The sequence below is a fragment of the Amycolatopsis sp. NPDC034160 genome, assembly GCF_055575355.1.
Genome location: NZ_JBVISU010000003.1, coordinates 380540 through 397853, shown reverse-complemented (window position 1 = coordinate 397853; position 17314 = coordinate 380540). Strand labels below are relative to the sequence as shown.

At 68.9% G+C, this 17314-nt stretch carries 19 protein-coding genes; 8 read left to right on the top strand and 11 right to left on the bottom strand.

Features of this window, described 5'->3' with window-relative positions; genetic code table 11:
* Positions 1 to 45: 45 nt before the first annotated feature.
* Positions 46 to 1182 carry a chromosome segregation protein gene (locus ACZ54P_RS10385; protein WP_465461221.1) on the bottom strand — a complete coding sequence of 379 codons (1137 nt, stop codon included), beginning with the start codon at positions 1180 to 1182 and terminating at the stop codon, positions 46 to 48.
* Positions 1183 to 1260: 78 nt separating this feature from the next.
* Positions 1261 to 2601, bottom strand: coding sequence for a crotonyl-CoA carboxylase/reductase (gene ccrA / locus ACZ54P_RS10380; RefSeq protein ID WP_465461220.1), 1341 nt, complete (start codon positions 2599 to 2601; stop codon positions 1261 to 1263).
* Positions 2602 to 2806: 205 nt separating this feature from the next.
* Here ccrA and ACZ54P_RS10375 point away from each other — a divergent pair, with 205 nt between their 5' ends.
* Together ACZ54P_RS10375 and ACZ54P_RS10370 are read left to right on the top strand one after the other, a co-directional pair.
* Complete coding sequence (locus ACZ54P_RS10375; RefSeq protein WP_465461219.1) at positions 2807 to 3175, top strand: SPW repeat protein; 369 nt, start codon at positions 2807 to 2809, stop codon at positions 3173 to 3175.
* 16 nt (positions 3176 to 3191) lie between these two features.
* Positions 3192 to 3755: a TetR/AcrR family transcriptional regulator gene (locus tag ACZ54P_RS10370; RefSeq protein ID WP_465461218.1), complete on the top strand. Its 564-nt coding sequence runs from the start codon at positions 3192 to 3194 to the stop codon at positions 3753 to 3755.
* On the opposite strand, the gene mce is transcribed toward ACZ54P_RS10370, so the two are convergent.
* Complete coding sequence (mce, locus tag ACZ54P_RS10365; protein ID WP_465461217.1) at positions 3749 to 4198, bottom strand: methylmalonyl-CoA epimerase; 450 nt, start codon at positions 4196 to 4198, stop codon at positions 3749 to 3751. The two genes, ACZ54P_RS10370 and mce, sit on opposite strands and share 7 nt — an antisense overlap.
* Before the next feature lie 132 nt (positions 4199 to 4330).
* Between mce and ACZ54P_RS10360 the strand changes: the two genes are divergently transcribed.
* Both ACZ54P_RS10360 and meaB read left to right on the top strand, forming a co-directional pair.
* On the top strand, positions 4331 to 5512 hold the full coding sequence (locus tag ACZ54P_RS10360) for an acetyl-CoA C-acetyltransferase (protein ID WP_465461216.1): 1182 nt from the start codon (positions 4331 to 4333) through the stop codon (positions 5510 to 5512).
* 5 nt (positions 5513 to 5517) lie between these two features.
* Complete coding sequence (gene meaB, locus ACZ54P_RS10355) at positions 5518 to 6483, top strand: methylmalonyl Co-A mutase-associated GTPase MeaB (protein WP_465461215.1); 966 nt, start codon at positions 5518 to 5520, stop codon at positions 6481 to 6483.
* A gap of 42 nt (positions 6484 to 6525) precedes the next feature.
* Here the strand turns inward: meaB and ACZ54P_RS10350 are convergent, their stop codons facing one another.
* The gene (locus ACZ54P_RS10350) at positions 6526 to 7113 is read right to left on the bottom strand and encodes a hypothetical protein (protein WP_465461214.1); all 588 of its coding nucleotides are present in this window, start codon (positions 7111 to 7113) and stop codon (positions 6526 to 6528) included.
* A gap of 146 nt (positions 7114 to 7259) precedes the next feature.
* Between ACZ54P_RS10350 and ACZ54P_RS10345 the strand changes: the two genes are divergently transcribed.
* Positions 7260 to 7940, top strand: coding sequence for a peptidylprolyl isomerase (locus ACZ54P_RS10345; RefSeq protein ID WP_465461452.1), 681 nt, complete (start codon positions 7260 to 7262; stop codon positions 7938 to 7940).
* A gap of 87 nt (positions 7941 to 8027) precedes the next feature.
* Here ACZ54P_RS10345 and pdxR read toward each other — a convergent pair whose 3' ends face one another.
* A complete protein-coding gene (pdxR, locus tag ACZ54P_RS10340; RefSeq protein WP_465461213.1) occupies positions 8028 to 9407 on the bottom strand; it encodes a MocR-like pyridoxine biosynthesis transcription factor PdxR in 1380 nt (459 codons plus the stop codon).
* Positions 9408 to 9452: 45 nt separating this feature from the next.
* Between pdxR and ACZ54P_RS10335 the strand changes: the two genes are divergently transcribed.
* Together ACZ54P_RS10335 and ACZ54P_RS10330 are read left to right on the top strand one after the other, a co-directional pair.
* Positions 9453 to 9917: a carboxymuconolactone decarboxylase family protein gene (locus ACZ54P_RS10335; RefSeq protein WP_465461212.1), complete on the top strand. Its 465-nt coding sequence runs from the start codon at positions 9453 to 9455 to the stop codon at positions 9915 to 9917.
* Complete coding sequence (locus ACZ54P_RS10330) at positions 9914 to 10657, top strand: isocitrate lyase/PEP mutase family protein (protein ID WP_465461211.1); 744 nt, start codon at positions 9914 to 9916, stop codon at positions 10655 to 10657. The genes ACZ54P_RS10335 and ACZ54P_RS10330 overlap by 4 nt, the downstream gene beginning before the upstream one ends.
* A gap of 66 nt (positions 10658 to 10723) precedes the next feature.
* Here the strand turns inward: ACZ54P_RS10330 and ACZ54P_RS10325 are convergent, their stop codons facing one another.
* The 6 genes from ACZ54P_RS10325 to ACZ54P_RS10300 form a co-directional block, all read right to left on the bottom strand.
* Entirely contained in the window at positions 10724 to 12352 is a 1629-nt protein-coding gene (locus ACZ54P_RS10325) for a solute symporter family protein (RefSeq protein ID WP_465461210.1), read from the bottom strand.
* On the bottom strand, positions 12349 to 12690 hold the full coding sequence (locus ACZ54P_RS10320; RefSeq protein WP_465461209.1) for a DUF485 domain-containing protein: 342 nt from the start codon (positions 12688 to 12690) through the stop codon (positions 12349 to 12351). Before ACZ54P_RS10320 ends, ACZ54P_RS10325 begins: the two co-directional genes overlap by 4 nt.
* Before the next feature lie 145 nt (positions 12691 to 12835).
* A complete protein-coding gene (locus tag ACZ54P_RS10315) occupies positions 12836 to 14569 on the bottom strand; it encodes a sodium/solute symporter (RefSeq protein WP_465461208.1) in 1734 nt (577 codons plus the stop codon).
* A complete protein-coding gene (locus tag ACZ54P_RS10310; protein ID WP_465461207.1) occupies positions 14569 to 14916 on the bottom strand; it encodes a hypothetical protein in 348 nt (115 codons plus the stop codon). The genes ACZ54P_RS10315 and ACZ54P_RS10310 overlap by 1 nt, the downstream gene beginning before the upstream one ends.
* On the bottom strand, positions 14913 to 15683 hold the full coding sequence (locus ACZ54P_RS10305) for a LytR/AlgR family response regulator transcription factor (protein WP_465461206.1): 771 nt from the start codon (positions 15681 to 15683) through the stop codon (positions 14913 to 14915). The genes ACZ54P_RS10310 and ACZ54P_RS10305 overlap by 4 nt, the downstream gene beginning before the upstream one ends.
* The gene (locus ACZ54P_RS10300; protein ID WP_465461205.1) at positions 15680 to 16726 is read right to left on the bottom strand and encodes a sensor histidine kinase; all 1047 of its coding nucleotides are present in this window, start codon (positions 16724 to 16726) and stop codon (positions 15680 to 15682) included. The genes ACZ54P_RS10305 and ACZ54P_RS10300 overlap by 4 nt, the downstream gene beginning before the upstream one ends.
* Positions 16727 to 16797: 71 nt before the next feature.
* On the opposite strand from ACZ54P_RS10300, the gene ACZ54P_RS10295 reads away from it, so the two are divergent.
* Positions 16798 to 17277, top strand: coding sequence for a hypothetical protein (locus ACZ54P_RS10295; protein WP_465461204.1), 480 nt, complete (start codon positions 16798 to 16800; stop codon positions 17275 to 17277).
* The last annotated feature ends 37 nt before the right edge of the window (positions 17278 to 17314 follow it).

Sequence of the window (17314 nt, the reverse complement as noted above, 5' to 3'; positions counted from 1 at the left end):
GTCGGCGGCCTCGCAGGCCGTCGTGAGCTCGGTCGGATGAAAAGGTTACTCGCCAGTCGGTTTCCGCGCTGCCGCAGGTCGGGGTGAAGGCTTCGCACCCGATGTGGCCTTCGGCACATCGGCCGTCCGGAGCTGCACGGTGGCCTCCGAATCGGGTGACGGCTTCGCCTTCAGATCCGCCGGGATATGCGGCTCGTCGCCGAGCACGTGGGTCGCTTCGGCGAGCGCTGCCCGCGCGGTGCGGACCTGCTCGGCCAGGCTGGAGCGCACCTTGCGCAGCGCTTCGACCCGTTCGGTGGCCTGGGTGATCCGCCGGTTGGACTCCTCGGTGGCCTGCCGGACGCGGCGGCGGGCCTCGTCGGCCGCTTCGGCGAGCCGGGCGTTGGCCTCGGTGATCGAGTCCTGCTTGCGCTTGTTGGCGTCGGCGACGGACTCGCGCTGACGGCGTTCGATCTCGGCCTTGGCCGCGGTCTCCTCTTCGAGCACCTTCGCGCGGATGGCGGCGGCGTCCTCGGTGGCCTCGCGGACGCGGCGGGCGGCCTCGGCCTTGCTCGCGGCCTCCTGCTCGGCCAGCGCGTGCATGGCTTCGGTGCGCCGCGACGCCATCGCGATCTCGAAGTCCTCTTCGACCTGAGTGCGGCGCTGCTGCGACTCGGCGTCGAGCTTGTCCCGCTCCGCCTTCGCCTTGTCGGTGATGTCCTTGGCCTCGGCGCGCGCCTTCTCGAGCACGCCGCGGTGCTCGGCCTCCATCTCCTTGCGGCGGAGGTCGAGCTCGTTGAGCAGCTGCTCGTAGCGGGCCCGCATGGCGCTCGCGTCGGTCTCCGCCTTGGCGCGGATGTGCCCGGCTTCGGCTTCGGCGCGTGCCTTGGTGTCGGCGGCCTCGTCCTGCGCGAGCCGCAGCATGCGTTGCAGGCGCTCGGAAAGGCCTTCGACGCTCGTCGGCGGCTGGGCCAGCCTGTCGACCTGGCCGCGCAGGTCCGCGATCTCGCCGCGCGCGATCTCCAGCTGCCGTGCCAGGTCGCCCGCCTGTGCGATGGCGGCATCGCGATCGGCGGTGAGCATCTTCAGATCGGCGTCCAGCCGTTCGAGATGTTCGTCGACCTGCGCACGGCTGTAACCGCGCTTCGCCACGTCGAAGCCGGCTCCCAGCGGCACTAGCTCCCGTTCCTCGCCAAGGCTCATCCTTCTACCGTAGTCGAGCTGGAGTCACGGAAGGGTGAGCACCCACTTGAACGCGCGGTGAAAGTGCGTTCTGGTGCGCTAAACGTTCCTGAACGCGTTGATCCCCTCGATGTGCTTTTCGCGCAGTTCGTGGTTCCGGACGCCCAGACCTTCTTCCGGCGCAAGGGCCAGCACACCGACCTTGCCCTGGTGCGCGTTGCGATGCACGTCCAGCGCGGCCTGTCCGGTGTCTTCGAGCGAGTAGGTCTTCGACAGCGTCGGGTGGATCAGACCTTTCGCGATCAGCCGGTTCGCCTCCCACGATTCGCGGTAGTTGGCGAAGTGGCTGCCGATGATCCGCTTCAGGTTCATCCACAGGTAGCGGTTGTCGTACTGGTGCATGAATCCGGACGTCGACGCGCACGTGACGATCGTCCCGCCCTTGCGCGCGGCGTAGACCGAAGCGCCGAAGGTTTCCCGGCCAGGGTGCTCGAAGACGATGTCGGGGTCCTCGCCGCCGGTCAGCTCACGGATCTTCTTGCCGAACCGCTGCCACTCCTTCGGGTCCTGGTTGTGCTCGTCCTTCCAGAACTTGTAACCCTCGGCGTTGCGGTCGATGATCAGCTCCGCGCCCAGCTTCCGGCAGATTTCGGCCTTTTCGGGGCTGGAGACCACGCACACCGGGATCGCGCCGCCGTTGAGCGCGTACTGCGTCGCGTAGGAACCGAGACCGCCCGAGGCGCCCCAGATCAGGACGACGTCGCCCTGCTTCATGTCCGCGCCGTTGCGAGACACGAGCTGCCGGTAGGCCGTGGAGTTCACGAGGCCGGGGGAGGCGGCCTCCTCCCAGGTGAGATGGTCCGGCTTCGGCATCAACTGGTTCGCTTTGACGAGCGCGATTTCGGCGAGCCCGCCGAAGTTCGTCTCGAAGCCCCAGATCCGCTGCTCGGTGTCGAGCATCGTGTCGTTGTGCCCGTCCGGGCCTTCGAGTTCGACGTTGAGGCAGTGCGCGACGACCTCGTCGCCCGGCTTCCAGTTGTGGACGCCGGGACCGGTGCGCAGCACGACGCCGGACAAGTCCGAGCCGACGACGTGATAAGGCAGGTCATGGCGCTTCGACAGCGGCGAGAGCCGCCCGTAGCGCTCCAGGAACTTGAAGGTCGAGACCGGCTCGAAGATCGAGGTCCAGACGGTGTTGTAGTTGATCGCGCTCGCCATGACCGCGACCAGCGCCTCGCCCGGGCCGAGTTCCGGGGTGGGGACCTCGTCCACGTGCAGCGACTTGCGCGGGTCCTTGTCCCGGCTTTCGAGGCCCTCGAACATGCCTGCCTCGTCCTTGTGCACGGTCACCCCGCGATAGGTCTCCGGCACGTCGAGCGACGCCACGGCGCCGAGGTCATCGTTCAGAATGGCCTGCTGGATCTCGCCGAGCTGCGACATCGGAACCTCCGCGAAAAAAGGGGGACGGCGTTAGCGGCACAAATTACTCACCGGTAACCAAGTCCACAACCGTACGAGACGTGGAGCACGTACACATCCCGAAGTGTTATCGACCAGTCTTGACCGGCTGGCCAACCAAGTGGACCATGGGCGGTGGAGATCTCTCCGACCTGCAGGTTTCGTCGATTATCGGAGGTGAGCACGCATGAATGAACCCACGACGCGCCCCTGGACCCGTCCCCATGACTGGGCGGAGGTGGTCATCGGTGTCGTCGTCGCGCTTTCACCCCTCTGGATGACCACGGACAACACCGCCATGTGGACGCTCGTCGTCCTCGGCGCGCTGATCGCGCTCGACGGCCTCGCCTCGCTCGCGATGCCTGGCATGGTTTACGGCGAAGGCATCCAGATCGTGCTGGGCGCACTGCTGTTCATTTCGCCGTGGGTGATGGGATACGCCGACTTCATGGGCGCGTCCTGGACCGCCTGGATCGCCGGCGTCCTGACCGTGGTGGCCGGGGCGGCCGCGATGCCGATCGCCCAGGCGACGCACCGGACAGCGGGACAGCACTGATCGCGAAGGAGACAGCGTGAAAGAGGATTCGGCGAAACAGCGCATCCTGCGGGCCGCGGAGGCGCTCTTCGCCGAATCCGGTTTCGACGCGACACCCACGTCGCGGATCGCGGAGCGGGCAGGCGTACCCAAAGGGCTGGTGCACTACTACTTCCGGCGTAAGTCGGACCTGCTGGCGGCGCTGGTCGCCGAACTGCCGGACGCCCGGATCGAACCGGCCGTCGTGGTGGTCCCCGGCGACCTCGCTGGCAGCCTTCGCGGGCTCGTCGTGGAACTTGACAGGCGGTTCAACCGGTCCCTGGCGCTGTCACATCTGCTGTGGCGCGAGGCCGACACGCATCGGGCGGTCCGCGACGCGCTGGCCGACCGGTTCCAGCAACTCGTCCGCCAGGTGAAGGCGGTGATCGTCGCCGCGACCGGCGGCAAACTCGCGGTCGCCGACATCGATTCGGCCTCGGGGCTGCTCGCGAGGGCGGTCAGCCATCGGCACGCGACGGCACGGCACAGCGAAGACGAGGACCCCGCCGAAATCGATCGCGAGGTCGCCTTCATCGCCGAAGCGTTGACGCGCGGTCAGTGACCCTCCGCCGCGGGCTCGACCAGTTCCACGAGCACGCCACCGGCGTCCTTGGGGTGGACGAAGTTCACCCGGCTGTTGGACGTGCCCCGTTTGGCCTCCGCGTAGAGCAACCGGAGTCCCTGCGCGCGCAGTGCCGCCGCGGCGGCGTCCACATCGGACACTCGATACGCCAGCTGCTGCAGCCCCGGGCCGCTCTTCGCGAGGAACTTGCCGATCGCCGAGTCCTCGCGCAGCGGCGCGAGGAGCTGGATCGCGGTCTCCGTCCCGGCGGTGCCGGGCGCGCGCAGCATCGCCTCGCGGACACCCTGCTCCTCGTTGACCTCCTCGTGCGCCACCTCCAGGCCGAAATGCTCGGCGTGGAAGGCGATCGCGGCGTCGAGGTCGGGCACCGCGATGCCGACGTGGTCGATGGCGGTCACGAACGGTTTCAGCGCCTGGTTCATGCAGAGCAGGATAGGTCCGCGGGCGGGCGAACCGGCGTGCGCCGCCTCACACTGGCTCCATCAAGAAGGCCATGACGCGGGTATGGTCGCGAAGACCGCCTATTGCCCTTGCGCCGATGCTTGGAGGACGCCGTGTCCGGTTCCGTGATCCTGGGTGCCGCCCGTACACCGATCGGGCGATTGCTCGGTTCCTTGAAGGATTTCTCGGGTGCGCAACTGGGCGGATTCGCGATCAAGGCGGCACTGGAGCAGGCGGGCGTCTCGCCGGACGCGGTCCAGTACACGATCATGGGCCAGGTGCTCACCGCGGGCGCGGGCCAGATCCCGGCCCGTCAGGCCGCGGTCGCCGGCGGTATCCCGATGACCGTCCCGGCACTGACCATCAACAAGGTCTGCCTTTCCGGTCTCGACGCCATCGCGCTCGCCGACCAGCTCATCCGCGCGGGTGAGTTCGACCTGATCGTCGCCGGTGGCCAGGAATCGATGACCCAGGCGCCGCATCTGCTCCCGAAGTCCCGCTCCGGCTTCAAGTACGGCGACACCACGCTCGTCGACCACATGGCTCACGACGGCCTGTTCTGCGCCTTCGACCAGGTGGCGATGGGCGCGTCGACGGAGAAGTACAACAGCCGCTACGGCATCACCCGCGAGCGGCAGGACGAGTTCTCCGCGCGTTCGCACCAGCGCGCCGCCGCCGCCATCGCGGAGGGCCGCTTCGACGCCGAGATCGCGCCGGTGTCGATCCCGCAGCGCAAGGGCGACCCGGTCGTCTTCTCCCAGGACGAGGGCGTTCGCGCCGACACCACCGCGGAGAGCCTCGCCAAGCTGCGCCCGGCGTTCGCCTCCGACGGCACCATCACCGCCGGTTCGGCCTCGCAGATCTCCGACGGCGCCGCCGCGGTCGTCGTGGCCAGCAAGGCCAAGGCCGAGGAACTGGGCCTGACCGCGCTCGCCGAGATCGGCGCGCACGGCGTGGTCTCCGGTCCGGACGCCAGCCTCCACGAGCAGCCGTCGAACGCGATCCTGGCCGCGCTGGCCAAGGAGAAGCTGACCGCGGACGCGCTCGACCTGATCGAGATCAACGAGGCGTTCGCCGCCGTCGGCCTGGTGTCGGCCGACAAGCTCGGCGTGGACGTGGACAAGGTCAACGTCGACGGCGGCGCCATCGCGCTCGGCCACCCGATCGGAGCTTCCGGCGCCCGGCTGGCCGTGCACCTGATCCACGAGCTCCGCCGCCGTGGCGGCGGCCTCGGCGCGGCCGCGCTCTGCGGTGGCGGCGGTCAGGGCGACGCGCTGCTGCTCCGGGTCCCGTAAAGCCCTTGCCGGTACAGCTGGACATCGACGAACTGGTCGGTCGCGCGCGGGACGGCGTTCCCCGCGCGATCGCCCGGTTGCTGTCGCTGGTCGAGGACGCCCATCCGCAGTTGCCCGAGGTCGCGGCGAAGCTGACGCCGCATACGGGCAACGCGCGTGTCATCGGGCTGACCGGCCCGCCCGGTGTCGGTAAGTCGACATCGACGTCCGCACTGCTCACCGCCCTGCGGGCGCGGGGGCTGCGGGTCGGGGTGCTGGCGATCGACCCGTCGTCGCCGTTCTCCGGCGGGGCACTGCTCGGCGACCGGATCCGGATGACCGAACACGCCACCGATCCCGGCGTGTTCATTCGGTCGATGGCCACCCGCGGGCATCTCGGCGGACTGTCGTGGGCGACTCCGCAGGCTGTCCGCGTACTCGACGCGTCGGGTTTCGACGTCGTGCTGATCGAGACCGTCGGCGTCGGGCAGTCCGAAGTGGACGTCGTGAAACTGGCCGACACCACGGTGGTCCTGCTAGCGCCCGGGATGGGCGACGGCATCCAGGCCGCGAAGGCCGGTGTGCTGGAGATCGCGGACGTGTTCGTGGTCAACAAGGCCGACCGCGAAGGCGCGGACGCGACCGTGCACGACCTCAAGCAGATGATCTCCTTGGTGCGCCGGGAGATCCGTGGTCCCAGCTGGCGGCAGCCGATCGTGCGAACGGTGGCCTCGCGCGGCGAAGGTGTCGCAGACGTCGTCCGCGCGCTGTCCGACCACCACGATTGGCTGGTCCAGCGCGAAGAACTGCCCCGGCGCCGGGCGGCGCGGGCCAAGGACGAGGTCGAGGCGATCGCCGTCCAGCGGCTGCGCGCGGAGATCGTCGACCTGCGCCACGGTGACCGGCTCACCGAACTGGCGGAACGTGTCGTCGCGCGGAAGATCGACCCGTTCGCGGCGGCCGACGAACTGATAGCGGACCTCCGCTCGTGAGTGGTAATGACGGTTCTAACCGTCATTACCACTCACGAGTTACTAGAATTCGACGTACATCTTGATGTCGCCGAAGTCGCTGTCGAGGTTGTCCAGATGGGCGATGGCGTCCTCTTTCCAGACCTCGAGCTGGTTGGTCTCGCCGAAGGTGAGCTGTTCGCCGTCGGCGACCTTGTTCGCGTAGTTCGTGATCGTGACCGTCTGCCCCCGGCAGAACTCGACCCGCTCCAGGAACCTGTCCGCCATGTCGGGGTCGAAGACGCGGCCCATCCGGACGTAGCCGTTGTTGATGTGCTCCTCGCAGTAGAAATGCGCCGCGGCCGAGGCGATCCACTCGGTCAGCGAAGGGTCGCGAGGCGGCCACTTGTCGCGGACTTGCGACTTGATTTCCCTGGCGAGGCGGATGACCCGGCGCCGTTCGAGGTCGGTCAGCCCGTCCTCTTTGCGGAAGTCGAGGATCATGTCGTCGACGATCTTGGCGAGCCGGAGGACGCGCGGTTTGTCGAGCTCGGCGGGTTTGTCCGGCGGCAGCCCGGCCATGACCCTCTCGTGCACCAGGACGTATTGCGTGTACGCGTAGAGGAAGGTCAACGCGTTCAGCTGCCATTGGTGTCGTTCGGCGATCTCCACGGCTTCGACCCTAACCGCGGACCTACTTCCGGACCTGTGGAAGCGGCGGGGATTCACCCTATGCTCTCTTCTTCGTCCACGGCTGGGAGGCAGGAACCGTGCAGAGGATCGCGAAGGTCGTTGTGAGTGTGCTGGGTGCCGGGCTGATGCTCGCGGCCGGTACCGGGACCGCGTCGGCGGAGGCCGATCCGCCGAAGGTCACGAAGGGGCCCTGCCAGTACACGGAGACTCCGGACGAGCCGGCCGCGCGGCGGGTCCCGCTGCCGCCGGACCCGCGGCGCACGCCGAGCCGGGGCACGGTGCCGGTGCAGCTGAAGACGAACCAGGGCAAGATCGACCTGACCCTCGAGCGGGCGAAGGCGCCGTGCACGGTGCAGAGTTTCCTGCACCTGGCGGTGCACCGGTTCTACGACCGCACCACGTGTCACCGGCTGACGTCGTATCCGACGCTGAAGGTGCTGCAGTGCGGCGATCCGAGCGGCACCGGTGAAGGTGGCCCCGGCTACAAGTACAAGGACGAATTGCCCGTCGGCCTGCCGCCCGCGCCGACCGACCCGACCGGCGAGCGGAAGGTGTACTCCCGCGGCGTGCTCGCGATGGCCAACGCGGGCCCGGCGACGAACGGCAGTCAGTTCTTCGTGGTGTACGGCGATTCCGCGTTGCGCCCGAATTACACGATCTTCGGCACCGTGGGCTCCGACGGTCTCGAAACCCTCGACAAGGTCGCCGCGGGCGGCATCCAGCCCACGCCGGAGAACCCCGCCCCGGTCGACGGCGCTCCGGTGCTGAAGACCGACATCCTGCGCGCCCGCCCCTGGTACTGCTGACCGCCTCTCGACGCGTTTCGTCCTCTGAACGCGGTAGTACGCACTACGAATCACCGCATTTAGAGGACGAAACGCAGGGAGGGGGCGTCAGGTCACCTCGAAGATGGCCTCGCGCAGGGCTTGGGTGGCGCCGGTGAAGGCGTGTTTCGCGGCGGCGCCGTACCCGATGATGAGGCCTTCGCGCTGGGGTTCGCCGATCCAGTAGCCGCTGAGTCCTTCGAGCCCGATCGCGCGACGGCGGCAGGCGGCCAGCACCTCCATCTCCCGGGGCTCCTCGCCCGGGAACTGGAGCACCAGGTGCAGCCCGGCCGAGATCCCTTGCGGCAGCACGGAATCCGGGAGGGCCGCCAGTAGCCGGTCGCGACGCGAGCGGTACTCGGCGCGGCAGCGGCGGATGTGCTGGTCGTAGGCGCCCGACTCGATCAGTTCGGCCATCGCGAGCTGGTCCAGTAGTGAGGGCCGGGCGCCGGTCACGGCCAGCTCCGCGCGCACCGGTTCGACCAGGAACCTCGGCAGCACCATCCACCCGAGGCGCAACGACGGCGCGAGCGTCTTGCTCGTCGTCCCCACGTACACGACCCGTTCGGGTGCCAGCGCCTGCAACGCGCCGACCTGCTGATGGTCGAACCGGAACTCACCGTCGTAATCGTCCTCGATGACGACGGCGCCGGTTTCCGCCGCCCACCGGGTGAGTTCCGCCCGCCGTCCGGGGGCGAGGGTGACGCCCAGCGGGTACTGGTGCGCCGGGGTGACGACCACCGCCGGACTGTCCAAAGCGGACACCCTGATCCCGTCGTCGTCGACTCCGACGCCGACCACCCGGGGACCGTTGGCCGCGGCGATGTCCCGATAGATGTTCAGTGACGGGTTTTCGAACGCGATCTCGTCCGCCCCGCGCGCGTGCAGCACCCGCGTCAGTATCGCGATCGCGTGTGAGAACCCGGCGCAGACCAGGATGCGCTCGGGGTCGGCGACGACACCGCGGCTGCGGGCCAGGTACCCGGCGAGCGTCTCCCGCAGTTCGGCCGCACCGGACTCGGCCGTGTAGTCGAACGCCGACATCGGCGCCCGGTGCAGCGCGCGCCGGGTCGCCGCGAGCCAGGCCGTCCGGGGGAACGCGGACAGGTTCGGCCTGCCGGGGCGCAGGTCCCAGCGCGGCGCCGGGTCGCGGGGGATGGGCCTCGGTGGTGACGCGGGCAGCGCGCCCGCCGTCGCGACGCGGGTCGGCGCGCCCTGCGAGGTCCGCAGATAGCCCTCGGCGGCGAGGTCGGCGTAGACGCGGGTGACCGTTCCCCTGGCCACTCCGAGGTCCTGCGCCAAGGCCCTGGTCGACGGCACCGCCGCGCCCGCCTGCCAGCGTCCTTCCCGGATGGCCGCGCGGATCGCCGCGGCGAGGCCGGTCCGGCCGCTTTCGGGACGCCAGTCCAGATGGACGTCTATTCCCGAACTGGACCATGATTCTGCCATGTGACTGGACCATACTCGTGGGCCAGTTGTCGCTAGGTTCGAGGTATGACCGAGCGAATCCATGTGGGCAAACGAGTGCCCGAGATCTACCAGGCCATGGCCAAACTGCAGGCCGAAGTCGAGAAGGCCGCCGCCAACGCCGGGGTCGACCAGAAGATCCTCGAACTGGTGAAGATGCGTTCCTCGCAGATCAACCACTGCGCGTTCTGTCTCGACATGCACTCCCACGACGCGCTGCAGATGGGCGAGTCGCCGCGGCGGCTCTTCGTGCTGCAGGGCTGGCGTGAGACCGAGCTGTTCACCGAGCAGGAGCGGGCCGCGCTCGCGCTCACCGAGGCGATCACGAACGTGGCGACCCTGCACGAGGTCCCGGACGACGTCTACGAAGAGGCCACCCGGGTCTTCACCGAGGAGCAGTACCGGGCCGTCGTCTGGGAGGCCATCGCGATCAACAGCTGGAACCGGATGTGCGTGACCAGCCACGCGCCGTTGCCCGAGCGCGCCGAATGACGGCGGCGCGTCTGCGGGAACTGCATGTCGCGGGCACACCACTGCTCCTGCCGAACGCGTGGGACGCCGACAGCGCGCGCCTCGTGGAAGCAGCCGGATTCCCCGTGGTGGCAACGAGTTCCTTCGCCATCGCCAAGGTTCTCGGTTACGAGGACGGGGAGGCCGCGCCCGTCGAGGAGATGTTCGCGGCGGCCGCGAGGATCGCGCGAGCGGTCTCGGTTCCGGTGACTGTCGACGTGGAATCCGGTTACGGGCTCGAAGCGGGAGACCTCGCGGGGAGGCTGGCCGAGGCGGGTGCGGTCGGCTGCAACTACGAGGACACCGACCACGTCGCGGGCGGGCTTCGTGCACTGGAGCGACAAGCGGAACAGATCGCGAAGTTGCGCGAGGCCGCCGGAGACGCGCTGGTGATCAACGCCCGGGTCGATGTCTTCGTGGGCGCCTCGGACGAACGCGCCGTACTGGATGACGCGATCGTGCGGGCCAAGGCGTATTTCGAGGCGGGGGCGGACTGCGTCTACCCGATCCTGGCGAAGTCGCCGGAAGTGCTGGGCGACTTCGTGAAGGCGGTCGCGCCCGGTGCGGTCAACGCCATGCCGCTTCCCGGCGGCCCCGATCTCTCCGCGCTCGCCACACTGGGGGTGGCGCGGATCTCGCTGGGCACGGGACTGTGGAAGGCGGTCCGCGCCGATCTCCGGGCGAAACTGACCGAACTGGCGGCGGGAAAGCTACCGTATTAGGGAAATGGGAACCGGGACGATGCGGCCGGGGGGCGTGAAGGATGCCCGGCCGCACCGTCCCGGCGACTAGTGGGCGACGGCCTTTTCGGCGCCGGCGCCGGTGAGGGAGCGGACCTCCATCTCGGCGTACTTCTTCTGGTTGTGTTCCTTGGAGAGGACGGTGCCGAGCCAGCCGAGGAAGAACGCGACCGGGATGGAGACGATGCCGGGGTTGTCGAGGGGGAACCAGTGGAAGTCGACGCCCTGGATCATCGAGGCGCTTTTACCCGTTTTCGGGTCCACGGGCTTGCCTGAGACCGCTGGTGAGAAGACGATCAGCAGGACACAGACCCCGAGACCGCCGTAGATGCTCCATAGCGCGCCCTGGGTGTTGAAGCGTTTCCAGAACAGCGAGTACAGGATCGTCGGAAGGTTCGCCGACGCCGCCACCGCGAACGCCAGCGCCACCAGGAAGGCGATGTTCTGCCCGTTGGCGAGGATGCCGCCGAGGATCGCGACCGCGCCGATCACCAGTGCGGTGATCCGGGCGACCTTCACTTCCGAAGCAGGGGACGCCTTTCCCTTCTTGATCACGTTGGCGTAGACGTCGTGCGCGAACGACGCGGAAGCCGTGATCGTGAGCCCGGCGACCACCGCGAGGATCGTCGCGAAGGCGATCGCCGCGATCAGGCCGAGCAGGATCGGTCCGCCGAGTTCCAGTGCCAGCAGCGGCGCCGCCGAGTTCACGCCACCCGGGGCGGCCTTGATCGCGTCCGGCCCGACGAGCGCGCCGGCACCGTAGCCGAGCACGAGGGTGAACAGGTAGAAGGTGCCGATCAGCGCGATCGCCCAGACCACCGAGCGACGGGCTTCTTTCGCGGTCGGCACGGTGTAGAAGCGCATCAGGACGTGCGGCAGGCCCGCGGTGCCGAGCACCAGCGCGATACCGAGCGAAAGGAAGTCCAGTTTGGTCGTGCCGGTCTTCCCGTACTGGTTACCCGGTCCGAGCAGCGCTTCACCGGCCTTGCCCGCCTTGTCCACGGCGCCCTGCAGGAGGCCGGAGAAGTTGAAGCCGTACATCGCGAGCACCCAGATCGTCATCGCCAGCGCACCGGCGATCAGCAGCGCGGCCTTGATGATCTGGACCCACGTGGTGCCCTTCATGCCGCCGATGAGCACGTAGGCGATCATGATGATGCCGACGATCACGATGATCGCGGCCTGCCCCGCCTTGCTCTCGATCCCGAGCAGCAGCGCGACGAGGCCACCGGCACCCGCCATCTGCGCGAGCAGGTAGAAGAACGAGACGGCCAGGGTGGACGTCGCCGCCGCGGCCCGCACCGGGCGCTGCTTCATCCGGAAGGCCAGCACGTCGCCCATGGTGAACTTGCCGGTGTTGCGCAGCAGTTCCGCGACCAGCAGCAACGCGATCAGCCACGCCACCAGAAAGCCGATGGAATAGAGGAAACCGTCGTAACCGTAGACGGCGATCGCACCCGCGATCCCGAGGAACGACGCGGCGGAGAGATAGTCGCCCGCGATGGCGACGCCGTTCTGCGGGCCGGTGAACGCGCGGCCCGCGGCGTAGTAGTCCGACGCGGTCTTCGTGTTCCGGCTGGCCCGGAACACGACGAACAGCGTGACCAGGACGAAGAGTCCGAAGATGGTGATGTTGAGCGCGGGGCTGCTGCCCTCGACTCCGGCGGCGAGGGTCATTTGGTCTCACTCTCGATGTCCGTGCGGATCTTCTCCGCGAGGGGGTCGAGTTTCTTGTTCGCGTAGCGGACGTAGAGCCCGGTGATCAAAAAGGTCGATACGAACTGCAACAGGCCGAACACGAGCCCGACGTTGATGTTGCCGAACAGCTTCGTGCTCATGAAGCCGTGCGCGTAGTCGGCGAGCAGCACGTAGAGCAGGTACCAGACGAGGAACAGCGCCGACACGGGGAACACGAACCGGCGCAGCCGCGAACGCAGCTCTTTGAACTCGGCGCTGTCGTGGGCTTTGTCCCAATCCGTCTCGGGTGGACTGGGTGAGTCCGTTTCAGTGCTCATGGTGGTCTCCTTGCTGTCCACGAGAACGACCACGGCCGGGGGACCGGGGGAAGCCAGACGCACTCGTACGCACATCGTCTTCCCTTCGCCGCGCCGCGAATGTGTTCCGCGCCACGCTAAGGAGAGGTCAGGTGGACCGGAACCGTCAGCGGTTCAAACGCCTGCCGAGACGACGAACGGTCGACGAACGGTACTCGGACCACGACGAAGGGGTTTCGGCTGTGCGATCGTCCAGATGCAGCCGCAACATGGCGGCGGTTGACCAGGTAGGAGGCCTGCCTCGTAAGGAAACCACGAGCATTACGCCGAATGCCAGTGGAACCGCCCACGGGGCGGGCTGCGACACCAGGATCGCGGGCAGACCGCTCAGCGCGGGCCCGAACAGGGCCACGAGGATCGAGCCGGAAGACGCGACCAGTCCGGTGAGGACGCCGCTGATCGCGCCGGCCGCGGTGAGCCGGTTCCACCAGATGCCGAGCACCAGCAACGGACAGAACGTCGACGCGGCCACGGTGAAGCCCCAGGTGACGAGCACGCCGGCGTCCAATCTGGCCGAGGGCAGCGCGAGCAGGACCATCACCGCCGCCGCCCCGAGCACCGACCAGCGCAGCCGCCGCAATCCACCCGGCATCAGGTCGTGCGCGATGGCGCCGGAGATGACCAGCAGCAGGCCCAGCGACGTCGCGAGGAAGGCGGCGAACGCGCCCGCCGTCAGCAGTCCGGTGAACAGCGAACCGGCCCAGCCCTGGTCGACCTGTGACGGCAGCGCGACGACGACGATGTCCGTCGCGCCGGAGACGTACAGTTCGGGCACCAGCACCCGGCCGAGCACGCCGTAAACCCCTGGGAACAGGTAGAAAACACCGAGCAGGGCGACGGTGATCGCCGCCGTCCGGCGGGCGGCGCGGCCGTCGGGGCTGGTGTGGAAGCGCATCAGCACGTGCGGCAGGCCCATCGTGCCGAGCATGGTCGCGATCAGGATCGCCCAGGTGCCGAGCAGCGGGTAGCCGTGGTCGCCGAGGTCGAGCAGCGGCCGCTGCCAGTCCGGTCCGCCCAACGGAGCGCCACCTCGGACGGCGGGAACCGGTGTGCCTTCGGCGAATTCCAGCGTCTCGCCGCTTCTGGCGATCAGTTCTCCCGGCGGTACCACGTGTTTCTCCGGGGTGAGTAGCGTGGTCGGCTCGCGCAGGGTCAGCGTCACGTCGATCTCGAACGACAGCTGGGTATCGCGGGCGAAGTGGGTGAACTCCACCGGGTGCACCGAAGCGGACCGCTCCTCCGGCGAGAGCTGGGAGACCAACCAGATCGCGGGAATGAGGAACAGCAGCAGTTTCAGCACGAATTGGAACGCCTGGACGTAGGTCGCCGCGCGCATCCCGCCGAGCGCCAGTGTCGCGCTGACCGCGGTGCCCGCGATGACGACACCGACCCAGTACGGCGTCCCGCCCACCGCGGTGAGCACCAGCCCCGCGGTGCGGAATTGGGGTACCAGGTAGAGGGTTCCGATCACGAGGACGACGAGCGCGGCCAGCCGGCGCAGCGCGGGGGAGGCGAGCCGTGCCTCGGCGAAGTCCGGGACGGTGAGCGCGCCGGACCGCCGCATCGGCGCCGCGACGAGCACCAGCATCGCGATGTACCCCGCGGTGAACCCGACCGGGTACCAGAGCGCGCCGATGCCGTCCTTCACCACCAGTCCGGCGACGCCGAGGAACGACGCCGCGGACAGGTACTCGCCGGAGACCGCGGCGGAGTTGACCAGTGGCGAGATCCGGCGCGAGGCGACGAGGAAGTCCGACGTCGTCCGCATGGCGGCGACCCCGCGCAACCCGATCAGCAGGGTGATCAGGACGACGGGGGCCACCGACAGCGCCGCGACCACTAGTCGTCCTCGAGCTTTTCGGCCCGGCGCAGCTGCCACCACGACAGCAGCGCCATCGCCGGATACGGCAGGACCGCGATCATCAGCCAGGACAGCGGGATGTCGAGCAGCCGCACCGAATCCAGGCCGGGGAAGAGGCCGAACACCAGTGGGAGACCGAAGACCAGGCCGAACATCCCGGCCAGCGCGGGCAGCCCGCGACGCCGCTGGGCGCGATAGAGCCGGTCCGCGCGTTCGGCGTCGTTCACCGCCAGCCGGGGCACGCGCCAGCGGCCGCGCGACCGGCGCCGCGAATGCGCGAGGCGGGTCTGCGGACTGGTGACAGCCACCCGTTTGACGCGGCTCACGCGCGGTTCCCCCGGCCGAGGTCGCCGCGTTGCGCGGCTGCGAGCAACCGGTCGCGCAGGTCACGCGCGTGGCGGCGGCTCACCGGGACGTCGCCCGCCTCGGTGTGCGCGAGCAGTCCGCCGGTGGTGTCGCTGCGCAGTTCCAGTACCGCGTCGACGGCGAGCAGGAAACCTCGGTGCACCCGGGTGAACCCCGTGCCCTCCCAATACTCTTCCAGCCGGGAGATGGGCATCCGCGTGACGTGGACGCCGGTTTTCGTGTGCAGCCGGACGTAGTCGCCGTGTGCCTCGACGAACTGGACGTCGTCACGCCGGACGTAGCGTGTGCGCCCACCGGATTCGACCGGCAGCGCCGACATCGCGTCCGGCGCGGGCTTCTGTTCTTCGGCCTGGTTGCCCGCCATTCGGACCACTTTGGACAGTGCGGCGGACAGCCGTTCCGCGCGGACCGGTTTGAGCAGGTAGTCCACGGCGCCGATGCCGTAGGCGGTCACGGCGTGGCCGTCGTGCGCGGTGACGAAGACGATCACCGGCGGTTCGCTGAGCCGTGCCAGCAGCGAGGCCAATTCGAGCCCGTCGAGACCCGGCATGGAGATGTCGAGGAAGACGGCGTCGAAATGACTGGCCTGCAGGAGTTTGAGTGCGTTGAGCGCGTCACCGGCCGCGACCACCTCGGTGACTTCCGGCGCCTCGCGCAGCAGGCTGCACAGCTCGTCGAGGGCGGGCGGGACGTCGTCGACCGCCAGCACCCGCAGTCCGTGCGTCACGGCAGCACCCCCGGCTGGAATCGGGGCACGCGCACCACGACCCGGGTGCCCGCGCCGACCTCGGTTTCCACCGTGAGGCCATACCACGGCCCGTAGACGCTGCGCAGCCTTCTGTCCACATTGGCCAGTCCGACGCCACCGTCGTCGCCGCGCCCGGCCAGGATCGCCGCCGCGCGGGCGGGGTCCATGCCGAGTCCGTCGTCCTCGACGCTGATCACGCAGTCGTTCCCTTCCGCCATTCCCTGTACCTGGATGAAACCGGCCTCGGAGCGCGGTTCGATCCCGTGCCGGATCGCGTTCTCCACCAACGGCTCCAGCACGAGATACGGCACCGCGACGGCCAGCACCTCCGGCGCCACCCGCACCTGGACCCGCAGCCGTTCGCCGAGGACCGCGCGCTGCAGCGCCAGGTAGGTCTCGATGGCGCGGAACTCCTCGGCGACCATCGTGTATTCGCCGTGCCTGGCGAGGCTGTAGCGGGTGTACTCGGCGAAGTCGAGCATCAAATCGCGGGCGCGATCCGGATCGGAGCGGACCAGCGAGGAGATCACGGTGAGCGCGTTGTAGACGAAATGCGGGGAGATCTCGGCCCGCAGCGCACGCAGTTCCGCCTCCGCCGCTTGCTCGGCGGACGCCTCCAGCCGCCCGCGTTCGAGCGCGTGGACGACGAGTTCGGCGGCCTGGCGGGCGACGGCGGTCTTTCCTTCGGTGACCAGGAGGACACCGGCGAGTTCGTCGTGGACGTGCAGTGGCAGCGCCAGCAGCCCCGGCTCGGACACCGGTGTCTCGGAGTGGAGGACCTCGTCGAGCGCCGAGACGACGACGACGTCGGCCGCGGGACGGCCGGACCAGATCAGCGAGCCGGAGAGGTCGGTGAGCCCGAGACCGGGGACGCCGAACAGCCGGCGGAGGCCGTGCGCGGCGTGACGGGTGCGCGGGCCGGCGAGGCCGTCCATGAGATCGTCGGAGACGCGCTGGGCCGCGGCGAGCACCGGCACCGGATCGGCGCTCGCGGCGGGGCGCCAGGGCAGACGGGTGGTCATCCGGCCTCCTCCGCGACGTCGAGGGCTAGATCCTAACGTCGGTGCGTGGTTTCGGCGGTTACGCTCCGGGCATGGTCGTTGGGGATGCCGTGGTGCTGCGCCTGGACGTCGTGATGCGGAGGCTCGCGTGGGCGGGTTTCGTGGTCTTCGGCGGTGGCGGTGTGGCGACCGTCGTCGTCTCGCTGTTCTCCCGCTCGGTTTCCGGCGTGGTGTTCGGCCTGCTCAGCGTCGGTTTCGCGGGGCTGATCCTGCTCGGGCTGCGACGGTCGGCCGCGGTTCTGACGGTGTCTTCGTCGGGGTTCGAGGTGCCGGGCCGGTTCGCTGTCCGGTGGACCGAGGTCACGCGGCTGCGGGTGTACCGGGAGAAGCGGCGGGTGGGGCGGTGGATGCACTGGTGGCACTACCGGCTCGAGTGGACCGGGGCCGGTCCGGATTTCCTTGTCGAGGGTGACGAGTACGTGTACGCGCTGGGGCACCTGGGCGGTGGCGCCGCGCTGTACGGCGCGCTGGCCCGGTTCGCGCCTGCTGGGGCGGTTGAACTGCTTGAGTGAGCGGTGGGACTGCTATGAAAGGACCTTTCCTTGCCAA